The sequence below is a fragment of the Floridaenema fluviatile BLCC-F154 genome, from assembly GCF_041929135.1.
Taxonomy (GTDB): Bacteria; Cyanobacteriota; Cyanobacteriia; order Cyanobacteriales; family Aerosakkonemataceae; genus Floridanema; species Floridanema fluviatile.
The window spans coordinates 135875-152896 of sequence record NZ_JBHFNS010000018.1 but is presented as its reverse complement, the minus strand read 5'-3'; the positions used below and the strand labels follow the sequence as shown (position 1 = coordinate 152896).

Annotated in this window: 15 protein-coding genes; 6 read left to right on the top strand and 9 right to left on the bottom strand. The window is 39.7% G+C overall.

The window, feature by feature from the left end; translation table 11 throughout:
* Positions 1 to 184 precede the first annotated feature (184 nt).
* Positions 185 to 613 (top strand): response regulator, encoded by a 429-nt coding sequence (locus ACE1B6_RS03540; protein WP_413255854.1) that lies wholly within the window; start codon positions 185 to 187, stop codon positions 611 to 613.
* A 15-nt stretch (positions 614 to 628) separates the two neighbouring features.
* Here ACE1B6_RS03540 and ACE1B6_RS03535 read toward each other — a convergent pair whose 3' ends face one another.
* Positions 629 to 808, bottom strand: a complete 180-nt coding sequence (locus ACE1B6_RS03535) for a hypothetical protein (protein ID WP_413255853.1) — start codon at positions 806 to 808, stop codon at positions 629 to 631.
* 349 nt (positions 809 to 1157) lie between these two features.
* Between ACE1B6_RS03535 and uvrC the strand changes: the two genes are divergently transcribed.
* Together uvrC and ACE1B6_RS03525 are read left to right on the top strand one after the other, a co-directional pair.
* Positions 1158 to 3047, top strand: coding sequence for an excinuclease ABC subunit UvrC (gene uvrC, locus ACE1B6_RS03530; RefSeq protein ID WP_413255852.1), 1890 nt, complete (start codon positions 1158 to 1160; stop codon positions 3045 to 3047).
* A 41-nt stretch (positions 3048 to 3088) separates the two neighbouring features.
* Positions 3089 to 3619, top strand: coding sequence for a pentapeptide repeat-containing protein (locus tag ACE1B6_RS03525; protein WP_413255851.1), 531 nt, complete (start codon positions 3089 to 3091; stop codon positions 3617 to 3619).
* A gap of 135 nt (positions 3620 to 3754) precedes the next feature.
* Here ACE1B6_RS03525 and ACE1B6_RS03520 read toward each other — a convergent pair whose 3' ends face one another.
* Complete coding sequence (locus tag ACE1B6_RS03520) at positions 3755 to 4987, bottom strand: acetylornithine/succinylornithine family transaminase (protein WP_459562967.1); 1233 nt, start codon at positions 4985 to 4987, stop codon at positions 3755 to 3757.
* 224 nt (positions 4988 to 5211) lie between these two features.
* On the opposite strand from ACE1B6_RS03520, the gene ACE1B6_RS03515 reads away from it, so the two are divergent.
* Positions 5212 to 6816, top strand: coding sequence for a cation:proton antiporter (locus ACE1B6_RS03515; protein ID WP_459562966.1), 1605 nt, complete (start codon positions 5212 to 5214; stop codon positions 6814 to 6816).
* A 14-nt stretch (positions 6817 to 6830) separates the two neighbouring features.
* Here the strand turns inward: ACE1B6_RS03515 and ACE1B6_RS03510 are convergent, their stop codons facing one another.
* Positions 6831 to 7508 (bottom strand): potassium channel family protein, encoded by a 678-nt coding sequence (locus ACE1B6_RS03510; protein WP_413255848.1) that lies wholly within the window; start codon positions 7506 to 7508, stop codon positions 6831 to 6833.
* Positions 7509 to 7597: 89 nt separating this feature from the next.
* Between ACE1B6_RS03510 and ACE1B6_RS03505 the strand changes: the two genes are divergently transcribed.
* A complete protein-coding gene (locus ACE1B6_RS03505) occupies positions 7598 to 8689 on the top strand; it encodes a potassium channel family protein (RefSeq protein WP_413255847.1) in 1092 nt (363 codons plus the stop codon).
* Positions 8690 to 8919: 230 nt separating this feature from the next.
* Here the strand turns inward: ACE1B6_RS03505 and ACE1B6_RS03500 are convergent, their stop codons facing one another.
* A complete protein-coding gene (locus ACE1B6_RS03500; protein ID WP_413255846.1) occupies positions 8920 to 9708 on the bottom strand; it encodes a type I restriction endonuclease in 789 nt (262 codons plus the stop codon).
* Between the two features lie 317 nt (positions 9709 to 10025).
* Here ACE1B6_RS03500 and ACE1B6_RS03495 point away from each other — a divergent pair, with 317 nt between their 5' ends.
* Positions 10026 to 11168 (top strand): substrate-binding domain-containing protein, encoded by a 1143-nt coding sequence (locus ACE1B6_RS03495; RefSeq protein WP_413255845.1) that lies wholly within the window; start codon positions 10026 to 10028, stop codon positions 11166 to 11168.
* A gap of 281 nt (positions 11169 to 11449) precedes the next feature.
* Here the strand turns inward: ACE1B6_RS03495 and ACE1B6_RS03490 are convergent, their stop codons facing one another.
* The 5 genes from ACE1B6_RS03490 to ACE1B6_RS03470 form a co-directional block, all read right to left on the bottom strand.
* Complete coding sequence (locus ACE1B6_RS03490; RefSeq protein WP_413255844.1) at positions 11450 to 11947, bottom strand: DUF29 domain-containing protein; 498 nt, start codon at positions 11945 to 11947, stop codon at positions 11450 to 11452.
* A gap of 114 nt (positions 11948 to 12061) precedes the next feature.
* Positions 12062 to 12268: a glycogen debranching protein gene (locus tag ACE1B6_RS03485; protein ID WP_413255843.1), complete on the bottom strand. Its 207-nt coding sequence runs from the start codon at positions 12266 to 12268 to the stop codon at positions 12062 to 12064.
* A gap of 121 nt (positions 12269 to 12389) precedes the next feature.
* Positions 12390 to 14237 (bottom strand): ATP-dependent zinc metalloprotease FtsH3, encoded by a 1848-nt coding sequence (gene ftsH3 / locus ACE1B6_RS03480; RefSeq protein ID WP_413255842.1) that lies wholly within the window; start codon positions 14235 to 14237, stop codon positions 12390 to 12392.
* Between the two features lie 269 nt (positions 14238 to 14506).
* Complete coding sequence (locus ACE1B6_RS03475; protein WP_413255841.1) at positions 14507 to 15223, bottom strand: aminotransferase class IV; 717 nt, start codon at positions 15221 to 15223, stop codon at positions 14507 to 14509.
* A gap of 275 nt (positions 15224 to 15498) precedes the next feature.
* Positions 15499 to 16944: a dihydrolipoyl dehydrogenase family protein gene (locus ACE1B6_RS03470; RefSeq protein WP_413255840.1), complete on the bottom strand. Its 1446-nt coding sequence runs from the start codon at positions 16942 to 16944 to the stop codon at positions 15499 to 15501.
* Positions 16945 to 17022 lie beyond the last annotated feature (78 nt).

Below are 17022 nucleotides of genomic sequence, written 5' to 3'. Positions count from 1 at the left end.
GTTTATTTTCTTCAATACACTATAGTTTCTTAAGTAATAGCTAATTGCTAACAGCCAATTAGCTATTATTTTTTGATTTTTTATCCAAGGAAACCTATTTCATCAATAGCATATTAATGTTTTACTAAGTTAGCAGCAATGCTATTGCCGGAAATTATCTAAAAATTTTCACGTTGCTAACATTATGAGCAAATCAGGACAAAATTATGATATCCTTTCTGAAAGGCGGAATTTATTATCTAGGCGAATTTTACTGGTTGAAGACCATGATACTAGCCGTCAATTATTAAGTGATTATTTGAGTTTTTTGGGATATCAGGTATTCGCGATCGCAGACGGTGCCTCATTCTTTTCTGCCGTCTCCCTTTTCCAACCAGAGTTAATTTTACTAGACCTAAAAATTCCCCACATAGATGGTTATAGAATCCTGGAAGAAATTCAAGCTTTACCTATCGATCGACAAGTGCCAATTATTGTGGTTTCCGCTTATGCGTTCAAGTCAGATCAACAACGTGCCCTCAGTTTAGGGGCGAAAAAGTACTTCGTTAAACCCATCAATCTTTCTCAATTGCGCGAGGCAATTCAAGAAATTTTGGGTGGGTTAACAACTTAGTAGTTTTACTGAAGATTATTGAGTTTTTTGTTCTTCGAGGATTTGTTCGACAACTTGGCACAAATTTTGCATTGAATCTCTCACTTGTTCCATTTTTAATTCCATTTGCGCCACTAATAAGTTGACTACATTTAGATGATTGAGTATTTCATCTAAAGCTTCTCTATAGTCGGTTTCCAGCTGTTCGAGAGACATAAATTTAACCATCATTTAATTGGGCAAAAAATTGTCACTAGATTTATACTTTAATTTAACCTGATATTTCTCAAAATCATATCCCTTTATTTATAAATTTAATTTCCCCAGTCTAGGAGAGATTTTTTGGACAATAACTAATCATTTCATCTGAAAATGTGATCTTTTTTCCCAAATTTTCAGTAACCATACCGAAAAAAATCAAATATCCATGAACAGTTTATAAATAAAGTTTCTATCATAGAAAGAGACATTGTAAATTCATGTACAAAACCTGCATCCCAAGTTTTGGCAAACAGATTAATCTGTAAAGTAAAGTTACAATCTAAAGTCTAAAATCTGGCATCGAATGACTACTTCAGACAAACTTCTACCCTTGGTAAAAGACCCGGAACGCTTAGAAAAATCCCTCAAGCAAATTCCTCAAGAACCGGGTGTCTATTTTATGAAGGATGAGAACGATCGCATCCTCTACATCGGTAAATCGAAAAAATTGCGATCGCGTGTTAGTTCCTACTTCCGTGACTCCCAAAGATTAAGCGATCGGATCAATATGATGGTACGACAAATCATCGACATTGAATTTATCGTCACCGATACGGAAGCGGAAGCCTTAGCCTTAGAAGCAAATCTTGTCAAGCAACATCAACCATACTTTAATGTCTTACTTAAAGATGACAAAAAATATCCCTACATTCTGATTACTTGGTCAGAAGATTATCCCCGCATTTTTATTACTAGAAATCGTCGAATTGCTAAAGAAAAAGACCGTTATTATGGCCCATTTGTTGATGCCGGATTATTACGCACTACCTTACGTTTAGCTAAACGTTTATTTCCCCTACGTCAGCGTCCCCAACCTTTATTTAAAGACCGGACTTGCTTGAATTATGATATTGGTAGATGTCCCGGAGTTTGCCAAGGTTTAATAACTCCAGAGGAGTATCGCAAAACCATTCAAAAAATTGCAATGGTATTTCAGGGAAGAACTGAAGAATTAATCGATATTCTTAGCGAAAATATGCAGAAAGCTGCCGAAGAATTGAACTTTGAAGTAGCAGCGAGAATTCGGGATCAAATAGAAGGAATTAAGTCGTTAAATTCAGCGCAAAAAGTTTCCTTACCCAATGATAGTATTTCGCGAGATGCGATCGCCCTAGCCGCCGACGAACAACACGCTTGTATTCAACTATTCCAAATTCGCGCCGGGAGATTAGTTGGCAGATTGGGATTTATCGCAGAAGCGAAATCGGGTACAGCAGGAGCAATTTTACAAAGGGTATTAGAAGAACACTATCAAAATGTTGAATCAGTGGAAATTCCCCCAGAAATTTTAGTTCAACATGAGTTGCCAGAAAGTGAAATGTTGGCGCATTATTTGAGCGATCGCAAAGGCAGAAAAATCAGCATTATTGCCCCCCAAAGACAAACTAAAGCCGAACTGATCGAAATGGTAGAACGTAATGCTAAATATGAACTAGAACGGACTCGGAAAACTAGCGATCGGAACAACCAAGCTTTGCAAGACTTAGCCAATATTCTCGACTTACCTGACCTACCCCATCGCATCGAAGGATACGACATTTCCCACATTCAAGGCTCAAATGCCGTCGCCTCTCAAGTAGTATTTATTGATGGATTACCAGCCAAACAAAACTATCGACATTACAAAATAAAAAACCCCACCGTCACCGCCGGACATTCCGACGACTTTGCCAGTTTAGCCGAAGTCATTCAACGCCGCTTTCGCAAATACGCAAAAACATCAGAAACCGACATTTCATCAACCCAAAACACTGATTCCGACTGGCCCGATCTAATCATGATTGACGGTGGAAAAGGTCAACTTTCCGCAGTTGTCGCTGTACTTCAAGAAATGAACTTATTAGAAGATTTGCGAGTAGTTAGTTTAGCCAAACAACGCGAAGAAATCTTTCTTCCCGGTGAATCTTTACCGCTAAAAACTGATTCCGAACAACCAGGAGTGCAACTATTACGCAGATTAAGAGATGAAGCCCACCGATTTGCTGTCACTTTCCATCGGCAACAAAGAAGCGATAAAATGCGTCGTTCCCGTTTAGAGGAAATTCCCGGTTTAGGTTTTCAAAGGCAAAAACAATTGCTAGCACATTTTCACTCGATCGATTATATCCGCGAAGCTTCTGTCAAACAATTAGCCGAAGTTCCCGGAATTGGTCTGCGTTTAGCACAACAAATCTATGATTATTTCCATCCGTAAAATCGATCGGCTATGCTAATTAAGGTAACTTTGTTAAAAATATGATCGTCAAACAACTAGCTTTTATTGTTTTGTTCTCTATTCTCGGCTTCGCCACTCGCGCAAATGCTTATAATCCTCAACACTTAAGTATATTGCTCCAAACTAAACAATGCCCAGGTTGTGACTTAAGTGGTGCTAACTTAAATCAAGCAGACCTCAGAGAAGCTGATTTGCGAAATGCTTATATGGCTGGCGCTAATTTACAAGGGGCTAATTTAAGTGGTGCTAAACTGGTACGAGCAGACTTGAGTAGAGTTAATTTAAGTCAAGCTTTAATTGTTGGTGCCGATCTTAATCAAGCACATTTAGCTAATGCTAACTTAAGCGGTGCAGATATGAGGTTAAGTCGCTTAAGTTTCGCTAACTTATTAGGTGCCGATCTCAGTTTCGCTGACTTAAGTGGTGCTGTTTTGATGGGCAGTGTTCTTCGGGATGCAAATGTTGTTGGTGTTGATTTAAATAGAACTTACCTGAAAAGAACTACTATGCCAAATGGTGAAATTGAAAGTAATGATTATCGGTACAGATAATTTCATTTTAAGGTTCTTTTTAAGGTTCGTTGTAAGGACTTTAGTCCTGCCCTGTTACGACTGAAGTCGCTACTACGAACTTTAAACGAAGTTAGCACAACAAATTTTGGGGCTGATTTTGTTGTGCCAACTTAGTTATTGTTTTTCAGCGGGTAAATCTGCCATTACTTGTCTGACAATTTGGATTGCTGAATCAATTTCTGGGGCAGTTACGATTAATGGGGGTACAAAGCGGACAACTTTTGGCCCTGCGGGAACTAATAATAAGCCTTCTGCCATTGCTGCTTTGACTATATCCGCAGAAGTTAATGGAATTTCTGCGTTTAATTCCATGCCGTTAATTAAACCCCAACCTCTAACTTCGGTGATTTTATCGGAATATTCTTCGGCAATTTCTGTTAATCCGGCACGCAATTGTTCGCCACGTTGTTGAACGTTTTCTAAAATGTTTTCCTGTTCTAATGTTTGACAAACAGCGAGTGCAACTGCACAAGCGAAAGGATTTCCGCCAAATGTGCTGGCGTGTTCTCCGGGTTGGAAAATGTCACATTTGGATTTACATAACATCGCCCCGATCGGAATTCCACCACCTAAACCTTTTGCACTAGTGAAAATGTCTGGTTCAATTCCGAGATTTTCATATCCCCATAATTTGCCAGTACGACCAATTCCGACTTGCACTTCATCCATAATTAGAAGTATGCCAATGTCGTCACAAATTTGGCGAATTTCTTGGAAATATTCTTTTTCTCCGGGACGAACTCCGCCTTCTCCTTGTAATGCTTCTAGGAGAATTGCTGCTACTCTTCTGTCTCCAGTATCGATTTCTCCGATCGCATTTTTCACCGCAGAAATATCGTTGTAATCTACATATTCAAACCCTGGTACTAAGGGATCGAAATACTTTTGATATTTTGGTTGTCCAGTAGCAGTAATTGTTGCTAAAGTCCGTCCGTGAAAACTGGCGTTCGCGGTCAAAATTACAGGTTCATCGATTTTTAAAACCGTGTGACCATATTTCCGGGCTAATTTAATCGCCCCTTCGTTTGCTTCTGCGCCAGAATTACAGAAAAATGCGCGATCGGCACAAGAATGTTCTACTAACCATTCTGCTAGCAAACCTTGTGGGGAATTGTAGTAAAGGTTAGAAACATGATGCAAGGTTTTAATTTGCTTAGTGACAGCTTCCACCATTACCGGATGGGCGTGCCCCAAGGTACAAGTAGCAATTCCGGCAACGAAATCTAGATATTCCCGCCCTTCGTTATCCCACACTCGACAACCTTCCCCTTTTTCCAAAACTAAGGGAAATCGTCCATAAGTGGACATGACAAATCGATCGAAATTGGCGCGATCGTGCTTACTCATCTGCGATCCTGACTCTGTAGTTATATTAGACTTCTCGACAACAGTTTCTCTACTCACTGCTCAATCCTTAATTCAAACTTTATTTTTCGATGCAATTTTACAGGTTTGATTGATAAGCTACATTGATTAAGGCTACCAAACCCGTATTTCAGGATATGCCAATCATCGAAAATTTTGCATATTTAGGTATTGTATCTCTCGGTCAAATATTTATGTCGTGTTTTATGCAACAGTTTATCTTTGCCACTTCTAACACTACAAACCCCTCCCTGGAAGCAAAAGTTGCAGAATTAGTCATTGCCTTAATTATTCTGCTATTAGTAGCTACTGCTGTCGCTTTAATATCCCGACAGTTTCGTGTCTCTTATGTAACTGGCTTAGTGTTAGCAGGTTTGGCGATTACTGAACTATTACCTCAACGAATTGGTTTAGATCCGTCTTTAATTTTAAATCTATTTTTGCCAATTTTAGTGTTTGAAGCCGCAATTAATACAGATATTAGCCGTTTACGCAGCACGGTAAAACCGATTTTACTATTAGCGGGACCTGGAGTGCTAATCTCTTCTGGGATCACCGCTATGCTATTAAAATTTGGCTTAGGTTTGGTTTGGATACCAGCGTTATTAGCTGGCGTAATTTTAGCGGTTACTGATACAGTTTCCGTAATTGCTGTTTTTAAAGAAGTGCCAGTACCATCTCGTCTTTCCACAATAGTTGAAGGAGAAAGTTTATTTAATGATGGTGTAGCTTTGGTTTTATTCAGTTTAATTCTTCAGGTTAATTCTACAGGTAAGTTTGTTTTGCTTAATGGTTTGCAAGAGCTTTTTGTCGTGATTGTAGGCGGGATTTTAGTAGGTTTAGCTTTGGGTTATTTAAGTGCTGGTTTGTTGACTCGTTCTGACGATCCCTTAAGTAGTATGTTACTCACGGTAGCTGTAGCATTGGGTAGTTTTCAAATTGGACAATTTATTGGTGTATCTGGTGTTGTTGCGGTAGTGGTTGCTGGGTTAATTGTGGGAAACATGGGGATTTTTCGGAACATTTCGGCATCGAGTCGGATTGCTTTATTGAGTTTTTGGGAATATGCAGGTTTTGGGGTGAATACATTTATTTTTCTGCTAATTGGTTTGGAAATCGATCTAATTACTTTATGGGAAAGTTTGCCAGCCGTTTTAATGGCAATTGTCGCTTATCAAGTGGGGCGATTAGTCTCGGTTTATCCTTTATTATGGGGAGTGCGTTGGTTCGATCGCCCCATCCCTTTCCGTTGGCAGCACGTTTTATTTTTAGGTAATATTAAAGGCTCTCTTTCAATGGCTTTAGCTCTTAGTTTACCTGCCATAATCACAGGAAGAGAAAGGTTAATTGCTTTGGTATTTGGTACTGTATTATTATCTTTAGTCGGACAAGGATTAAGTTTACCTTGGTTGGTGCGACAGTTGAAACTTTCTCATTTTTCCGAGTTTCGTCAACAAACGGAAGAATTGCAAGTTCAATTAATGACTTCTAAGGCTGCACAAGATGAATTAGATAGTTTATTGAAGGCGGGAGTTTTACCAAAATCGATTTATGAGGAGATGCGATCGACTTACCAAGTCAAAGTCGCCGCAGCTGAAAAAGCATTACGAGATTTATATAACCGACGGGAAGAAAATTTGGCTAATAGTGATAGTAATCGCATCAAACTTGATGCAATTCGACGGCGTTTATTATTAGCAGAAAAAGGCGCTTTAAATGAGGCAATCAGAAAACGCCTCATTTCCGAAGAAATTGTTCAAAGTCGGGTTCGGAATATCGATCGACAACTCTTAAAATTAGAAGATGATTAATCTCAATTTCAAGATTAAGGACAACCTTCGATAAAATCAATTACCTGATGTAATGTTCCAGGTTTACTAACTATCAATATAGTTGAACCAGATTCTAAAATAGTACTACCATTAGGAATGACTAAATCTGTTTGCGGGTGAGGTTGATAACCAATAATTAAAGAACCTGTAGGAAATCGAGAATCTTGGGCAATTTCTGCTACACTACGTCCGACAACATTGCATTTTTGAGGAATGGCAAGTTTTAAAACTTCAATTTGCCCTTGTTCAAAGTGCATCATCGATTCGACTTCGGGATATTCGATCGCATTTACCATCGTAAAAACTGCTAGATCGATCGTACTAATAATATGATGCGCTCCCGCCAAACGCAATGGCGCTTCAAAATCTCGATGTCGCATTCGGCTAATAATATGAGAAACACCGTAATGTTTAGCCAAAGTTACCATTGCTAAATTTAAAGCATCACTCCGCAAAACCGCAGCTACAGAGTCAGCTTTACGAATTCCCGCTTCTAACAATAATTCTGTACTCACAGCACTACCTTCAAAAGCCATTGCTCCTACTTGTTCGCGAGCATAGCGACAGGCATTAGGATCGATATCAATTACTGCTACAGTATGCCCCAACTCTACCAGCTTTTGCGCTAAATTTAACCCAATTAATCCGGCTCCCCCAATTAATACATACATTTTTTATTTCCCGATTGCCAAATCTAACAAAACTACTGCTATTCTACGTTTAGGTATGATGAAATAGCTAACGAAAAAATTCTACTTCTGTGAATTCTAAAAATATATTCCTCTCCCAAACAGCTATTGAGGTTAAGTATAAACAGCTGCAAAAAGAGCTAATTGGTGGAGCGATCGCCATCATAGTTATATTTCTACTTGGTACACTATGGTACAAATTTATCGAAGGCTGGAATTGGTTAGACTCGATCTACATGACAGTGATTACCCTAGCTACAGTTGGGTATGGAGAAACTAGACCATTAGGCGATCGGGGACGATTATTTACTATTTTTTTGATTGGATTAGGAATAGTCACTATTGCTTACATTGTTAATCAGTTTACAGAAGCTATCATTCAAGGTTACTTTCAAGAAGGGAGAAAATTGAGGCAACTGAAACGCTTGATTGAAACTTTAAGAGAACACTATATTTTATGTGGATACGGACGCACTGGCAAGCAAATTGCTCAGGAGTTTCAAGCTGAGGGAATTTCTTTTATAATTGTTGATTCCGATCTAGAATCAGTGGAATTAGCCCAACAAATGGGTTATATCGTTGTTCAAGGCGATGCTACCCTAGATGAAACTTTGGTAAAAGTGGGCATTGAACGGGCAACTTGTTTGGTAGCGGCGTTACCTTCAGATGCCGAAAATCTTTATACTGTACTTTCGGCAAAAACTCTTAATCCAACAGTCAGAACGATCGCTCGCGCCAGCACAGAAGAAGCAGTAAAAAAACTACAACGTGGTGGCGCAGATGCCGTAGTTTCTCCTTATATTACAGGCGGAAAACGCATGGCAGCAGCAGCTTTAAGACCTCAAGTCATGGATTTTGTCGATGGGATTTTGACGGGGACAGATCGATCGTTCTACATGGAAGAATTTCGTTTAGATCCAGAAGTCTGTCCCTATGTCGGGCAAACTTTAAAAGATGCACGTTTGCGAAGTCAATCCGGTGCCTTAGTAGTCGCCATTCGTCGCGCCGATGGCACCCTCATCGGCGGTCCTACAGCGGAAACAGTTTTATCCGCCAGAGATTCAATGATTTGCATGGGTACAGCTGAACAGTTGCGTTTGCTTAACCAAATTCTCAGTCCCTTGGCTTCCAAAAGACTCCGCTTACCCAAACATAATTTATAACAAAAGGCAGAGGAGATCGGGAAATGGGAGATGGAGAGAAACAATTCAACTATGTCCAAAACTCCCCCCATAAGCTGTTACGCATTTAAAAGTCATATTGTAGGGTGCGTCAGATTTAGATATTTTCCTTTCTACATAGGCTTTACCGTCTGACGCACCCTACTCGTTAATAAGTGATTTAAATGCGTAACAGCTTATCCCACTTCCTCCCAGTCCCCAATCTCTAATCCCTAATCCCCTTTATGACGACATTTACATTCTTTTGGTATACTATCCAAATCAATTTCTGTAAACTCAATGAAGTCTTTCATTAACTTAAAAAAAGAGCGTTTATCAAAAAAATCTTGAATTAATATTTCTAATTCAGTCACTCCATTGATTAAATTTTCCTCTCTACATATACTGTGCCAAGGAATAAATTGTTCGCAATTAAGGTAAGGATTTCCTACTCTGGCTTGATTGCCATTGGAAATTACTAAAATCTGACTATAAGAAAAAATGTTTGGTAATTTGTAGCTGCAAAATTTGATTTTTCCGCAACTTTCTTTCAACTTAAATGCTTGGGAATTAGTTCTAATTAAGTCAATTATTCCTAACGGTAATCCATTAATAAAAATTACCATCTCCGGTGAATAGCAAACCTTTTCTTGAAAAACTTTAAAATTTTGAATCACCAACCAATCATTTTTTTGAATATGAGAATAATCTACAAGTTTTAATTCATTACAAAGTTTATATTTACCTAACTGGTAAGATACATTCATCCCATTTAGTAAAAAATTGCGGAAATTATAGTTTTTCGCTTGGGGAGTATCACCAGGAATCGAATTAAGTATTTTAATAGCTTCTTTAATCGCCATTGAGGGAACATTGGGATTAATTCTTCTCAAGGCTTGAAAAAGGCGATCGCGCAAAATCACCTCACCATAACTACTCCTTTCAGACTTCACCTTTCCCGGCGCAACATCTGAATCTAACAAAACTGTATAACCGTTTACCTCAAACCAAACTAACATCATCTACTCTCTAAATAAATTGCTCAGTACATAGGGAGAGAATTACTAAAATTATACTCAGATCGAATGTTTATTCATTAAATCGATCGGTTTCACCAAACATTTAGGGAAAAACCTTACCTGTATGTATCTACCAGTAAGGTTGTTCGCTTCGAGGCGGTTAAATCATGTCATGCTAATATTTAAGCACATTGTAAAAAATACTTGCGTATATTAGGTTACTTTTTCCTGGTTACTTTATTAACAGATAGGTAAATTTAAGAAAATTATTGTTGTAAAAGTACTAGTAGGAAAAAATTTGTTATTAAAAGGAATTGATAATGAAGCCCGAAAGTGAGCTACGTAACAATTTAAAGCAAATTCGTAACCGCTTAGGCTTGAGTCAGCAAGATTTAGCGAAAATTACTGGTGTTTCCCGGCAAACAATTAGTGGTGTAGAATCTGGACAATATGCTCCTTCAGCGACAATTGCCTTGCGTTTAGCCAAAGTCTTAGGATGTCAAGTAGAAGATTTATTTTGGTTACAAGAAGACTATATTGATGTAGAAGCAATTCCTACTCAAGCAGTTCCAGTAGCCCAGAAAGTAAGATTAAATTTAGCTGAAGTAGGGGGAAATTTAATTGCTTATCCCTTGTTTGGCGAAGAAGCTTTTCGGACAGAAATGATCCCCGCAGATGGTGAAGGTTGGCGAGAAACAGATAATAGTAAAATTATTGTTAAACTTTGGGATTCTCAGGATAAAATCAAGCATACAGTAGCGATCGCAGGTTGTACCCCAGTACTTTCCCTTTGGGCAAAATTCGCCGAACAATGGTATCCCAATTTGCGAGTTTCTTGGAGTTTCGCTAACAGCATCGAAGCACTAGAACGTTTGCTCAGAGGCGAAGTTCATATCGCCGGAATGCACTTATACAATCCCGAAACTAACTCTCATAATATTAGCTTCATTAAAAACATATTGACCAATCAGAAATTAGTATTAATTAACTTAGGTTTTTGGTCAGAAGGACTAATAGTACAACCAGGTAATCCCAAAAGATTGAGAACCGTTGTTGACTTAACTAATCCGGCAATTACTATTGTCAACCGAGAACTAGGATCTGGCAGTCGTCAACTATTAGAACATCTCCTAAATCAAGACCAAATTCCCTTTACTGCGGTTAAAGGATTTAACCACATTGTTAATAGTCACGTTGCAGTCGCTCAAACAATTTCCACTGGCAAAGCTGATGCCGGAATTAGTATTCAAGCAATAGCAACTGCCTTTGGATTAGGATTCATTCCCCTACATAAATCACAATACGATTTAGTAATTATAAAAGATTACTTGCAAGAAAAACCTGTACAACAATTTCTCAACACTCTCGGACACCAACGACTTCACTCTCAGTTAATTTCTCTTGGCGGTTACGATACCTCTCAAACCGGAGAAATAATCACCACCATTGAACCAAAAAACTAGAACTTACGCACTCAGATTCCCCAACCCCCCTTACCAAAGTGGCTTGAAAAATTCCCCCCTTTGGTAAAGGGGCTAGGGGGGATCTCAATACTTCTCGGTTAAGCATTTTTTGCCTTTGTAGGGGCGAAGCATTCGGACAGAAAATCTAGGGTTTGAGTCATAAATTGTCGCCCGAATGCTTCGCCCCTACTCTTAACCGAGCAGTATTGGGGGGGATCTGGGTTTCAGGCTGAGACTGCGTAAGTCCTAAAAACCAAGAAAAAAAGGAAAATTGCAAGGCATCATTCATTCCCTATTCCATAAAGTTCAAGCAAATCTCTATCAGAATCATTAAGTAATCCTGGGTAAAAATTCTGGTTTTCTATTTGTTCCCAAGTGTAAGGAATTTCTGAAGGAAAACTTCTGAAACCTAACCCTGTTTCCTCGATCGCTAAGTCTATTCCATCTGAGTAAGCTTCTTTTATTGCTTCATCTAAAATGGGTTTTAAGCTAGGGTTTTCCTTGATTATTTTTGTAACTTGTTTCCGTTGTTCTCTAATAGTCCTAATCCAACTCCTCGACCTATTTATAGGCTGATATTCCCATTTCAATAAATGACCAATTAAAATACTTAACCTGCTGATTAATTCTTGCTGTTGCTGTTTACCCAACGACTCTATTTCCTCAATCAGGTTCTCAATATCAAGATGATTTAAGTGACGCTGACGTAGTAATTCTGCTTGTTTTTGAGTCCAAGCATAAAAATCAGTTTCATATAGGTCAATCAGTGGAAGGTTCATAGTTTCTTCCTCAGATGGCTTTAAACCCATTTAACCTTACCATTGTTTATTATCTAGGGGATTAGAGGAGAAACATTTTAAATAAGCATTACCTCGATGTTTCCCAGGTTTCGATTAATTCAATTTTAAAGCACTTACTGGCACGTCATCCCATGATTCTACAGTTCGCAACTGCACTACCCAACCTGCCAACTTCTGCGCTTCCGTCAAATTATTCTGAAATGATTCATGGCAATCTTTAGCTTGTTCTTCATCAGAAGTAGCAATACAAGAATAGAGAATACCTGATGGATCGATCTGTTCATTTACCCAAATAGTCACGGCTTTTTCTCCAGTTACTCTGTAAAGAGCATTTTACATCTGTTCCCTTTGCGATCGCCAAAAAAAAAGAGTAATTCTGGCAAAACCCGAATTACCCCATTTAAATCACTCTTTAATCTAACTAAGCTAAAGAAGCCATTTTCACATCACTGTTTGCCAAAATTTCTTGCAACTCATCAGCGTCTACAGTTTCTTTTTCAATCAACAAAGCTGAAATTCTATCTAACAAAGAACGGTTATTAACTAACACATCCTTAGCTCGCTTATAAGCTTCATCAACTAAAATCCGAACTTCTTCATCTACCAACGCTGCGGTTTCTTCTGAGAAATCACGCTCTGACATGATATCTCTGCCTAAGAACATATTACCTTGCTGACGACCAAGGGCAACTTGTCCCACCCGATCGCTCATCCCAAACCGCATCACCATCTGGCGTGCAACTCTCGCTACCTGCTGCAAGTCACTCGAAGCACCAGTAGTCACCTCTTCTTCACCGAAGACAATTTCTTCTGCTACTCGACCACCCAACAACATCGCCATCCGGTTTTGCAAGTAAGAACGACTCAACAAACCAGAATCTAGTCTATCTTCACTGGGAGTAAACCAAGTAATCCCACCCGCTTGACCGCGAGGAATAATGCTAATCTTTTGTACCGGATCAAAGTCAGGCATTAAAGCACCAACTACCGCGTGACCAGCTTCGTGAAAAGCTACTACCGCTTTCCGCTTCTCGCTCATCATCCGGTCTTTCTTCTCTGGGCCAGCTAGTACCCGATCGATCGCATCATTAACTTCATCCATTGAGATTTCCGTTAAATTGCGTCTCGCTGCCAAAATTGCCGCTTCATTCAGCAAATTCGACAAATCTGCACCAGTAAACCCAGGAGTCCGACGGGCAATTCTTTCCAAGTCTACATCTTGTGCCAAAGTCTTGCCACGAGCATGAACTTTCAGAATTTCCGAACGTCCCGCAAAGTCTGGACGGTCTACCACTACCTGACGGTCAAAACGACCCGGACGCAGCAAGGCCGCATCTAATACATCAGGACGGTTAGTAGCTGCAATAATAATGATCCCAGTATTACCCTCAAAACCATCCATTTCGGTCAGTAATTGGTTTAAGGTTTGTTCCCGTTCATCATTACCACCGCCTAAACCAGCACCACGCTGACGACCCACCGCATCAATTTCATCAATAAATACGATACAAGGTGCGTTAGCTTTCGCTTGTTCAAATAAGTCGCGGACGCGAGAAGCACCTACGCCGACGAACATTTCCACAAACTCCGAACCGGAAATACTGAAGAATGGTACTCCCGCTTCTCCAGCTACCGCACGAGCTAATAAAGTTTTACCAGTTCCCGGAGGGCCAACCAAGAGCACGCCTTTGGGAATTTTTGCACCAATTGCGGTAAAGCGATCGGCATTCTTCAAAAAGTCTACAACTTCATTAAGTTCCAGTTTTGCTTGGTCAATACCTGCCACATCCCCAAAAGTTACTTGAGTTTGTGGTTCCATTTGCACTCGCGCCTTCGACTTACCAAAGTTCATCGCCTGCGAACCTGGGCCATTTTGGGCGCGTCTGAGTAAAAAGAACAGCCCGACTAACAGTAAAATCGGGAAAAATAAACTGCTCAGTGCTCTCAACCAGAAAGCATCATCGCTTGGTGGTAAAACTGAGATGTCAACTTGATTTTTGGTTAAAGTGTTGATTAGTTCGGGATCGTTGGGGAGGTTAACTATAACGGTTTTGCCTTTGGGATCGTCTGGATCTGTCAGACGGGCAAACGATCGATCGGCACTAATACTGACTTTTGCTACTCTTTTGCTTTCAACTGCCCGGATAAACTGGTCGTAGCGCCAAGTTTCTCTGGTTTGGGGTTGTTTGTCAAAAAAAGCTGTTGCTAAGGCAACTACTACTAGGGCCAGCAGTGCATATAGCCCTGCGTTTCTCCACTGCTTATTCACTCTTGGTCAATCCTCCAAGGTTTCTGATCTTTCGGGCTTCATTGCTTACTCTTATGTTAATTTATCTTAACCTATCTGAGAAACTGGCAACCGATCGGGTATGAAATCTCCGAGTTTTTCACTTCAAATATGAGAAAGGGGACTGGAGACTGGGTACTGGGTACTGGGTACTGGAGACTGGGTACTGGAGACTGGGTACTGGGTACTGGGTACTGACAAACTCTAGATTTCTAATTAGTTTTTCCCCTGCCCCTCTGCCCCCCTGCCTATCAAATTACAGTATGAATGGGTACGACTTCCACAACGCTGTTACTGTAGCCGATCGCTTCCATCCCCAATACTAAATCAGCTGTCCAAGCTTCTTCCTCTACAATCTGATTTTCACTTCTCAGCCAGTCAATTAACTGAGTTCGCATTAACCCTGGTAAAATTCCCGCTGTTAATCGCGGTGTCCACCATCTCCCATCTTGCCATCCCCAAAGATTTCCCGTACTCGTTTCTAACCAGTTGCCAGATTCATCTCTTAATATCGCTTCTGAAGCTCCATAACTTTTCGCTTGATTCAATGCTAGCCAAGCACTTAAATAATTGCCTGTTTTGTGTTCTGCTAAACTTCGTCTGAATTCTGCTCCCGCTAACCAAGCAACTACGCCTTTCTCCTGTCTCTCCACTAAGTCCGAAGGCAAAAATCTCCCGATTATCCATTCTCTACCATCAGCAAAAATCGTAATTCTTAATACGGGAAACTCCCTCTGCAATATCTCTGCACCTTGTCTAATTTTCTCCCAATCCGGCTCTTGCCAATTCAATGCTTCGATGCTACTTTTTAATCGTTGCAAATGCCCTTTCCAGTTCGTTCTCCCGTCTTCCAATGAGCGATCGTAAACTCTCACTGTCGTGAAAACTGTCGCTCCATAAAGTAACCCCGGATCGTCAATCCCTAACTCTATTCTCCTCGACTCAATTAGCTTTCCTGCATACCACATCTTTTCACCAAATTGTTTAAAAAAATCTTAAATTTAGCAAAAAAAAATTTTATTTTTTTAGATTTTAGGATTGTTTTTTTGCCATTTTTAATTTATAATTTAAATAATAGAAATCTGAGCAAAAATATTATTTTAAGTTATATCTCCATTATCTAAATTATACCCCAAAAATCGCCCAAGCACAAGCCGATTTTGCTTCTTTTATGATTCACCAACCTATAGAAAAAACTTATAACTTTTAACATTTTCATTATCACCCTCTGCCCTCCCCCTTCTCAATTAAACCAAGAACGAACTAAATTCAAAAAGCCTTCCCAGAAGTTTGGTTGAATTTTTGAGAATTGGGAGAAATCTTGGCAATCAGCAGCGGTTAGGCAGTTAATTTCGGATAAAGTTGGGAAAATGGGAGTGAGATTAGCGATCGCCTGAACCTTCAACTTTTGCTGCATAGCCAAAGCAAAAACATGAATCAGTTCACTAGCTTCAGCACCCACAATATGAGCACCAAGAATTTCCCCATTGCTCAAAGTAATAATTTTACAAAAACCTGTAATTTCGCCACGAATTTGAGCCTTATCAACCATTTTAAAATAGCGGCGCGTTACCAAAACCTGAGAATAACGGCGTTTAGCTTGAGCTTCAGTCAGACCTACCCTAGCTAATTCTGGATCGGAAAGAATTGCCCAAGGAATATAGCGATAATTAACTTGAGAAACCGGAAAACGGAGTAGATTTTTTAAAGCTATTTGCGCCTCATAATTAGCAATATGAGGAAAGCGATATCCACCCAAAACATCACCACAGGCATAAATCCGACGATTAGTAGTTTGCAGCTTTGAGTTAACTATAATTCCCTGACTATTGTACTTAACACCCACAGCATCTAAATTTAAATTAGTAGCATCAGGTTGAAACTCAGTAGCAATTAAAATTTCATCAGCATCGATCGCCTTATTTCCCGCTTGAATCCACTTTTTCCCCTGCAACCATCTCACTTGAGTTACCCGATATTCCGTAAAAACTTGAATCCCTTCAGCTTCTAATTGCGACTGAATTAAAAGCGCCGCTTCCTCATCTTCCTTAGCTAAAATCCGGGAACTACTGACTACCAGAGAAACTTCACAACCTAAACGAGAAAAAGTTTGAGCTAGTTCCACACCTACCGGATCGTTACCAATCACAATTAAACTTTTTGGTAATTCCACATTCGCCAATTGCCAGATGCTGTCAGGAGTCAGATAACCAGCACTTTCTAAGCCTTCAATTTCGGGAACAATTGGAGTAGAATTAGTGGCGATTAAGTACTTACGCGATCGCAAATATTGGTCTTTAACCGCCAAAGCAAAATTCGGAGCATACCGACAAAATTCCCCTTCCCCGAAAATCACATCTACACCCAGAGAAGCCAACACCGCCGGAGAATAATTTTCATCTAAATTAGAAACTATACTTTTCGCCCACTTTAAACTTTCGCCAAATTCTAAACTTTTATTTAACTGTTCTGGAACAGAAAAACCCCATACAGCGGCGTTGTCCAGAATTCGTGCCACTTTCCCCATATAACTGAGAGCTTTATTATATTTAGAACTAGATTCTGACCAAGTAGAACCTAATAATGGAGAAGCTACCAAAGCAACACGCGCATTAGAATTAGTTGCTTTCACCGCAGCATAAATTCCGGCCGGACTACCACCAATTACCACTAAATCATAATCAAGCATAATCACTTAAAGCAGGGGAGCAAGAGAACAGGGGAGCAGGAGAGCAGGGGAGCAATAAAATAACTCAAAACTCTCTTA

Bases quoted from the DNA above. Each gene is read 5' to 3' on its own strand.
- ACE1B6_RS03540 (WP_413255854.1), top strand. From the start codon at position 185: ATGAGCAAATCAGGACAAAATTATGATATCCTTTCTGAAAGGCGGAAT.
- ACE1B6_RS03535 (WP_413255853.1), bottom strand. From the start codon at position 808: ATGTCTCTCGAACAGCTGGAAACCGACTATAGAGAAGCTTTAGATGAA.
- uvrC (WP_413255852.1), top strand. From the start codon at position 1,158: ATGACTACTTCAGACAAACTTCTACCCTTGGTAAAAGACCCGGAACGC.
- ACE1B6_RS03525 (WP_413255851.1), top strand. From the start codon at position 3,089: ATGATCGTCAAACAACTAGCTTTTATTGTTTTGTTCTCTATTCTCGGC.
- ACE1B6_RS03520 (WP_459562967.1), bottom strand. From the start codon at position 4,987: ATGAGTAAGCACGATCGCGCCAATTTCGATCGATTTGTCATGTCCACT.
- ACE1B6_RS03515 (WP_459562966.1), top strand. From the start codon at position 5,212: ATGCAACAGTTTATCTTTGCCACTTCTAACACTACAAACCCCTCCCTG.
- ACE1B6_RS03510 (WP_413255848.1), bottom strand. From the start codon at position 7,508: ATGTATGTATTAATTGGGGGAGCCGGATTAATTGGGTTAAATTTAGCG.
- ACE1B6_RS03500 (WP_413255846.1), bottom strand. From the start codon at position 9,708: ATGATGTTAGTTTGGTTTGAGGTAAACGGTTATACAGTTTTGTTAGAT.
- ACE1B6_RS03495 (WP_413255845.1), top strand. From the start codon at position 10,026: ATGAAGCCCGAAAGTGAGCTACGTAACAATTTAAAGCAAATTCGTAAC.
- ACE1B6_RS03490 (WP_413255844.1), bottom strand. From the start codon at position 11,947: ATGAACCTTCCACTGATTGACCTATATGAAACTGATTTTTATGCTTGG.
- ACE1B6_RS03475 (WP_413255841.1), bottom strand. From the start codon at position 15,223: ATGTGGTATGCAGGAAAGCTAATTGAGTCGAGGAGAATAGAGTTAGGG.
- ACE1B6_RS03470 (WP_413255840.1), bottom strand. From the start codon at position 16,944: ATGCTTGATTATGATTTAGTGGTAATTGGTGGTAGTCCGGCCGGAATT.